This window comes from Syntrophothermus sp. (assembly GCF_013314835.1).
Taxonomy (GTDB): Bacteria; Bacillota; Syntrophomonadia; order Syntrophomonadales; family Syntrophothermaceae; genus Syntrophothermus; species Syntrophothermus lipocalidus.
Genome location: NZ_JABUEX010000017.1, coordinates 46924 through 54182 on the forward strand (window position 1 = coordinate 46924; position 7259 = coordinate 54182).

Consider the following 7259-nt stretch of genomic DNA (forward strand, 5'->3'; position numbering starts at 1 on the left):
TCTAAGGGAAGGAGAATCGGTGTTGTCGAAGACCAGATGGCTGCTGATAGGTTCCGGTGCTCTGTTGATGGTGGCCGTGGTGGTGGCGGCCGTTTACAGAGGTTACGGAGCTTCTGCGGTGGAAGTAAAAACCGGTGTGGCCGTGCGGCGGGTTTACGAGGATAAGGTGTTGGCCACGGGGAAGGTGGAGACGGTGAACCCCGCAGAGGTGGTGACTCCTTACGCCGCCCGGCTGGTGAGCCTCCGGGTGAAGGAGGGGGACCGGGTGACTGCCGGGCAGTCCCTGGGGGAGCTGGACCTGACCGATAGCGAACAAAATCTGAAGGACGCCGAGGCGGCCTACAACATCGCCCGGGTGGAGCTGGAGCAGGCGTATGACGAGGCCAAACCGGAGAGGCTGGCAGAGGCTGAGAGCGCCCTCCAGGCGAGCCGGGTGGCGGCCGAGGCGGCCCGCAAGAAGCTGGAGCGTTATAAATACCTGCTGGAACAGGGGGCAGTGTCCCAGGCGGAATATGAAGAGGTAGAGGCGGCGTACACCCGTGCCCAGGCAGAAGAAGAAGCTGCCGCCGCCCGCCTGCAGGCCCTCCGGGAGGACAGCGCAGATCGCATTGAAATCCAGCAGGCCCGGCTGCAACAGGCGCAGATAGCCCTGGAGAAAGCCCGCCAGATGGTGGACAAAGGCCGGCTTCCGGCTCCCATCGACGGGGTAGTGCTGCAGATAAGCTCCGATGTGGGAAGTTATCTGCAACCGGGGGTGCCGGTATTGACCGTGGGTAACCCGGACGCCCTGGAGGTGGTGGCCGAGGTCAGCGAGCAGGACATCGGCGGCATTGCCCCGGGACAGGATGTGGATCTGAACTGGGCAGGCGCACCGGGTAAAACCTTTAAGGGAAAAGTCTCCCGGGTTTCCCCGGCGGTGGTGAGGAGCGGTGCCAGGGAATCGGAGAATGTGGTGAAGGTTTATATCGAAATCCTTCAAGGCCGGCAGGAACTCAAACCGGGGGCGACGGTGGATGCGGTCATCTATCGGGTCAAGCCGCACCACACCGTTCTTGTTCCCAATGAGGCTGTTGTCGGTAAAGGCCCCAACAGGACGGTATTTGTCATTGAAGACGGACGCGCCCGCAGGCGGGCGGTTACGGTCGGATACAGCAACGAACTCTACACGGAGATCCGTTCCGGCATCGAGCCCGGGCAGCGGTTGATCCTGAACCCTAAAGGGATCAGGGATGGGCAGCCGGTGCGGGAAATCGGCGGTGGAGCCAAGTGATCAGGGTCGTCGACCTGAAGAAGATCTACGGCAGCGGAACGGCGGCGGTGACGGCCCTGGCCAGTGTGACGGTGGAGATCCAAACCGGGGAGTTTGTGGCTGTGATGGGCCCCTCCGGCTCCGGAAAGTCTACCTTCCTGAGCCTGCTGGGATGTCTGGAGCGCCCCACCGGGGGAGAGTATTATCTCGACGGGAGGGACGTCGCTTCCTACAGTGAGGAGGAGCTGGCGGATTTGCGCAACCGGAAGTTCGGTTTCGTGTTTCAGAGCTTCAATCTGCTCCCCCGCTACAACATCCTGCGCAACGTGGAACTGCCCATGATCTACGCCGGGCTGCCGCGCCGGGAGCGCCGGGAACGGGCTGCAAAGCTCCTGGAGATGGTGGGGCTGCAGCACCGCCTCAGGCATAAACCCCCGGAGCTGTCCGGCGGGGAACAGCAGCGGGTGGCGATCGCCCGGGCACTGGCCAACGATCCCCAGGTGATCTTTGCCGACGAACCCACGGGCAACCTGGACACCCGTTCCAGCCACGAGATCATGGGAATTTTTAAGGAAATGCACAGGTCGGGAAGGACCATTGTTCTGGTTACCCACGAACCGGACATCGCCAGATATGCCGGTCGCATCCTGTACTTCAGGGACGGATCGTTGATCAGGGAGGAAGCGGTAGAAGATGAGGTTCACTGACCTTGCCCAGGTGGTCGGCGAAAACCTGCTTGCCCACCGGCTGCGGGCGGCCCTGACCATTATAGGGATAACCATCGGCATTGCTGCGGTGATCGCAGTGGTGGCCATCGGACAGGGAGGGCAGGCGGTTATCATTTCCCAGCTCGAGTCCCTGGGAAGCAGCCGCTATTTTGAAGTTACGGTGGACGTTATGCGTGGTGAGGCTCCTACCTCCGACACCTTCCGGCTGCAGGACGCAACCCTGATCAAGGAACTCTCGCCTGCAGTGGAAAAAATGGCTCCTCTGTCTTACGCCAGCATGATCGATGTCAGGCGGCCGCATTCCGGGGGAAAACCGCTCCTGTCTCAGCTCTACGGGACGACTCCGGACCTGATCTATGCCCTTAACATGAAGGTCGAGAAAGGACGGTTCCTCTCGAATATCGATGTGGACGCCCATGCCCGGGTGGCGGTGCTGGATGCAGATCTTGCGAAGGAGCTTTTCCCGGACACGGACCCCCTCGGAAAGCAGATCTTTATCCAGGACGTTGCGGCCACGGTTATCGGGGTCATGCAGAAACCCCCATCCTCCATCTTGAGCATGATGAACCAAACGGTTTATCTGCCGATTACCTTCGCCCAGGAGATCCTCAACTCCAGGGTGATCTTTCAGCTGTGCGGGGTGGCGGTTTCGAAAGAGGCATTGCCCCAGGCTATCGAAGACAGCTTGAAGATCCTCAATAAAAGGCATCCCGCTTCCGGTGTGCATTACGTCGGGAATTCCATGGAAGAACAGCTTTCTAGAGTCAGCAAGGTGACGTCGGTGATGACCCTGATCATCGGGGCGATTGCGGGTATTGCCCTGCTGGTGGGCGGTGTCGGGGTGATGAATATCATGCTGGTGGCAGTAACCGAGCGCACCCGTGAGATCGGCCTCCTGATGGCCCTCGGCGCCCGCAGGAGGGACATCATGCAGCAGTTCCTGTTTGAGGCCGTTGCCCTGTGCTTAATAGGAGGAGCCCTGGGAGTTCTTATTGGAGCCGGCGGCTCCGTCGCTGTCGCCCTCCTCGCCCACTGGCCGCCGCTGATCTCCTTCTGGACGATACTGCTGGCCTTCGGTTTTTCCACCTGCGTGGGGCTCTTTTTCGGCCTTTACCCGGCAAGCCGCGCTGCGGCCTTGAGCCCGGCGGAGGCCCTGCGCCAGCTTTAAATTGCCTTTTGATTGCAAGTATACCTTACGGCTGACCCTCCTGGGCGGAATAATCAAGACAATGATTAAAAAAGATGAAATAGAGGCAAAGGCGTCTCCGCAGGCGCCTTTGTGTTTTTGAAGGGCCTTTGTTGATTTTGATAAGGGGAGGAATCGGCTTGGAAAAGGGAAAAGTCAAAATGGTTTTTCCGGGAGGAAATACCTGCCTTGGATTTTACTCCTTCTACGATAACATTATTGAACCGGATGCCAACAGGATTTTCGTGATCAAGGGGGGCCGGGTACTGGCAAGTCCACTTTCATGCGACGGATTTGAGAGGACCTGCGGAACCGCGGTTATGATATTGAGCTTCACTGTTGCTCCTCCGATAATGACTCACTGGATGCTGTCGTGGCTCCCGCCCTGGGTGTTGCTCTGATTGACGGAACCGCGCCACACGTGGCTGTTCCTGTATCGAAACACTCCGAAGTGGTCTTGTTGGTGCAACTGCCGCTGCACCAACATATTAATGCGTTTGCATTGCTGACCTGCCGAATTTCTGCTAGACTGAAATTATAGAACGGGAGCTGGAGAATAGTGACTGAGCGGAGGATGGGAACACATGCTGTTTCCGGTATCTGGATTAGACTGTCAGAGGAACGGTGGCAGCATATAGTCGAGGAACATCCGGAACTCGAAGAACTGCGCCGGGAAGTGCTTCTCACCGTCAGGAGCCCCCTTAAAGTTTTGTTAGGGAGCCGCGGTGAGTTGTTGGCCATCCGGGAAATAACGGCCGGGAAGTTCCTGGTAGTGGTGTACAGGGAAACAGGTCCTGGTGACGGCTTCATCATAACAGCGTTCCTAACCCGGAAGGTTAGGCAACTGGAAAAGAGGGCGATTGTATGGCCGAAGCAATGAGCTATATTAAGCTGGCCGAGACGGTATCGCAAGCGGTCGTAAGGTCCGGCCTCCCCATCCTGCGGGCATCCTACGACCCGGTAGGAGACGTTCTCTATGTGCACTTCACCGAGCAGCCCGTTGCTGCCGACGACAGTGAATTCGTTGGGGACGACATCGTGGTGCGCTACCGGGGAGGCGAAGTGGTTGGTGTGACCATTTTGAACGCGAGCAAGCGGTAACTAATTAGAGTAAAAGCAGAAGCAGCAAAGTAAAATCTCTATTGCGTCCACCAATTAAAATATCCAAGAATTGCGATGCCGGCTCGAAAGCATTATGATAACGCAGCCAGGTGTAATTTTTATGTAGATACCTACTAGATCTTGACACAGACTTCGATGCATTTGTGTTTTTATTCTTGAGCCTTGCCTTGCTAATCTATGCCTGTACCTGCGCTACCCGGAGTTGTCGCAGAGTTTGTTCCCCACAGGAGAACACGCTGGGCTCGAAGCACGACCCTTTTAGAAACCGCAGCCTGTAGATTTACTCCGGGAAAGGCGGCTCTTTTGTGGGCAGTCGAACTGCCAGGATTGAAAAGGCGGTATGGTCATGAAGGTTGCTGCCCGGCCGGTGGCGCGGGCTCCTCTTGAACGGACTCCGTCTCCCACCCTGTGCCGATTGATTTAACGTCAACACATTTGGTAACAAAAAGCTCGGCCAGATGTGGGTCGAACTGTCGACCCGCTTCTTTTTTGACTATCTCTATGGCTTCCTGGTACGTCCTGGCCCGGCGGTAGGGGCGGTTGGTGATCATGGCATCAAAACTGTCGGCAAGGGCAATAATGCGGGCGCCTAAAGGGATTTCATCGCCGGCCAGACCGTCGGGGTAGCCTTGCCCGTCGTAGCGCTCGTGGTGGTGCCGGATCAGGGGCACTATCTCTTTAAGGATTTGATCTGCCGTACGATGTCGGCGCCGGTAACCGGGTGGCACTGGCACACCTTCTTCTCCGCGTCGCTCAGCGGCCCGGGTTTGTTCAGGATTTCTTCCGGGATATCCACTTTGCCAAGATCGTGGAGGAAGGCGGCCAATCTGATTTTTTTTACCTCCTCCTGCGCCAGTCCCGCCGCCTGAGCCAAAGCGGTGGCGTAATGGGCCACCATTTCGGAGTGGCCATAGGTATAGCGGTCCTTGTTGTTGACCATGGCCAGGAGACCGCCGATGTTGTACAACAAGTCCCGTTCGCCCGGCCAGTCCGACTCAAGTCCCTTGAAAGCTGAAAACCAGACTTCCACCCTGTTTTTGATGTTGCGCTTGGCGTTGTACATCGCTTCGTCGGCATGCCTGATCAGTTCGGCAGCGCTGGCTGCATCATCTGGAAAACAGGCCACCCCGGCGGAGACAGTGATCCTGCCGCCGGGCATCAACTCTTGATAGGGAAAGGGGTATTCCGCGATCGCCCGACGCAGACGCTCTCCCACTTCCACCGCTACCGCCTGGTCCGCGCCGGGCAGGATTACGGCAAACTCGTCCCCGCCGTAGCGCCCAACGATATCCACCTGGCGCACATGTTTTTCCAGCAGGCGGGCCAGTTTTTTGAGCAGTTCGTCACCCGCGGGGTGGCCGAACAGGTCGTTGTAGTCTTTGAAGTTGTCCGCGTCCATCATCAGGAAGGCTACCCGGCCGCCCTGTTCGAGTGCCCGCGCTACTTCGCGTTCCAGTGCCTGTTTCAGGTAAGATTGGTTGTAGAGCATGGTCATGCTGTCCCGCACGGCCAGGCTCTGCAGTTTTTCTTCTAACGCCTTTTGCTCGGTGATGTCCCTGATGATCAGCATGACGCCGTGCGGCTTCCCGCCCTCATCGCGCAACTGCAGGCAGTCGGTAAGTAGGCTATAGTGCCGGCCGTCGGTTGTGACGTAGCTTTTCTCTACACTGCAGGCGTCCTCACCGGCCGCCAGAACTGCAGTCACCGGGTAGCTGAAGGCCACCTCGCCCGGCTGTTGCCGGCCGGTGAAGACGGCCTCAAAGGGTAGCCCCACCACTGCTTCGCGCCTGCAACCGAAGATCTCTTCGGCCACCCGGTTGACAAGGTAGATGCGGCCGTTGCGGCGCACCACGATCACGGCGTTTCTGGAGTTCAAAAGGATGAGCCGGTAGATGAGGTTTTCCAGGACCAGCCTGCGGTTTACCAGGAAGCCGAGTACAAGGCCTGTGGAAAGGGCGAGCAGTCCGCCGCAGCATCCCCACCAGAGGGCCTGTCTGATATAGGTGGTGGCCTGGCTGTTTATGGCGAAGGCGTCCGCCACCCGCATCCTCTGTAAATTATCAATCCGTTCAAGCATTTCATCAATCATGACTACTGCGCCGCTCTGCAGACTGGCGCGGACCGCTTCGTCAATGTCCCCCCGATCTACCAGGGGAATGATTTCTTTCTCACAAAATTCGGTGTACTTTTGCTGCCGGGACAGGATTTCCTCTACCAGGGGTTTTCGCGCCGGCCGGACAACCTGCTGCAGTTCCTCTATTTCCTGCCGGCTGAGGCTGGCGTAATGGCGGAACTCTTCCAGGTAGGCGGGTTTTTGGTAGAGCATGTAGCAGTTCATGGCATACGACTGCTTGAGTACGTAGTCGTGCAGTCGGCCTGCCACGACCACTTTGTCCACCGTGACGGACATCAGGTTTAGATTTACCGACACTTTGGCGACCTGCAACAGCACAAAGCCGGCCAGCAGGATAAAAATCAGAATCAGGCCGGCAATTAGAGCCTTGTTAACGGTGCGCGAGCTCATGCTCACCACCTCCGGCAAGCCTGCTGCAGGCATAAAACAGGCTTTTCACCCATAAAAAAACATTCCTGCCATTATGTACCGCAGGCAGGAATGTAGAGAACCTTTTGCCGCTCAAGATAATCTTGGAGAACAGGGAACGTTACCCCCTCCGATAACCCATTCATTTTTTCACTACCTCCAGTTTCCTGGAATCATAAAGGGAGTATTCGTTGTTTCTGGAATGTATTCGTTGTGCACGTGATAATTGTCTTTGTCAATGGACCTGTTGTAACCGGTAAAATAAAATACACAAGAAATGGCCAACAAAAATGCGCAGAAAATACCTGTCCTTGTCAATCAAAAAGTTGACCACTGTGCTCGTGAAAAAGTTGACCACCTGGGGTAAAAAAATAATACGAGTTATTCAGGGTTTGACTCACGTCGTCTTTTCAAAGTCTGTTTCAGCCGGAA

General features: G+C 56.9%; 6 protein-coding genes and 1 pseudogene. 6 read left to right on the forward strand and 1 reads right to left on the reverse strand.

Features of this window, described 5'->3' with window-relative positions; genetic code table 11:
- Nucleotides 1-22 precede the first annotated feature (22 nt).
- From HPY90_RS07120 to HPY90_RS07145, 6 genes are all read left to right on the forward strand, one after another.
- On the forward strand, nucleotides 23-1270 hold the full coding sequence (locus tag HPY90_RS07120) for an efflux RND transporter periplasmic adaptor subunit (RefSeq protein WP_287192909.1): 1248 nt from the start codon (nucleotides 23-25) through the stop codon (nucleotides 1268-1270).
- On the forward strand, nucleotides 1267-1956 hold the full coding sequence (locus tag HPY90_RS07125; RefSeq protein ID WP_287192911.1) for an ABC transporter ATP-binding protein: 690 nt from the start codon (nucleotides 1267-1269) through the stop codon (nucleotides 1954-1956). Before HPY90_RS07120 ends, HPY90_RS07125 begins: the two co-directional genes overlap by 4 nt.
- Nucleotides 1943-3145 carry an ABC transporter permease gene (locus HPY90_RS07130; protein ID WP_287192913.1) on the forward strand — a complete coding sequence of 401 codons (1203 nt, stop codon included), beginning with the start codon at nucleotides 1943-1945 and terminating at the stop codon, nucleotides 3143-3145. Before HPY90_RS07125 ends, HPY90_RS07130 begins: the two co-directional genes overlap by 14 nt.
- 158 nt (nucleotides 3146-3303) lie before the next feature.
- Nucleotides 3304-3564, forward strand: coding sequence for a hypothetical protein (locus HPY90_RS07135; protein ID WP_353733643.1), 261 nt, complete (start codon nucleotides 3304-3306; stop codon nucleotides 3562-3564).
- Nucleotides 3565-3722: 158 nt separating this feature from the next.
- Nucleotides 3723-4043, forward strand: a complete 321-nt coding sequence (locus HPY90_RS07140) for a hypothetical protein (protein WP_287192915.1) — start codon at nucleotides 3723-3725, stop codon at nucleotides 4041-4043.
- A complete protein-coding gene (locus HPY90_RS07145) occupies nucleotides 4028-4264 on the forward strand; it encodes a DUF2283 domain-containing protein (RefSeq protein WP_287192918.1) in 237 nt (78 codons plus the stop codon). Before HPY90_RS07140 ends, HPY90_RS07145 begins: the two co-directional genes overlap by 16 nt.
- Before the next feature lie 365 nt (nucleotides 4265-4629).
- On the opposite strand, the pseudogene HPY90_RS07155 reads toward HPY90_RS07145, so the two are convergent.
- Nucleotides 4630-6842 (reverse strand): annotated as a pseudogene (locus HPY90_RS07155) (diguanylate cyclase).
- Nucleotides 6843-7259 lie beyond the last annotated feature (417 nt).

Coding starts and splice junctions, on each gene's coding strand:
- HPY90_RS07130 (WP_287192913.1), top strand. CDS start 1,943: ATGAGGTTCACTGACCTTGCCCAGGTGGTCGGCGAAAACCTGCTTGCC.
- HPY90_RS07145 (WP_287192918.1), top strand. CDS start 4,028: ATGGCCGAAGCAATGAGCTATATTAAGCTGGCCGAGACGGTATCGCAA.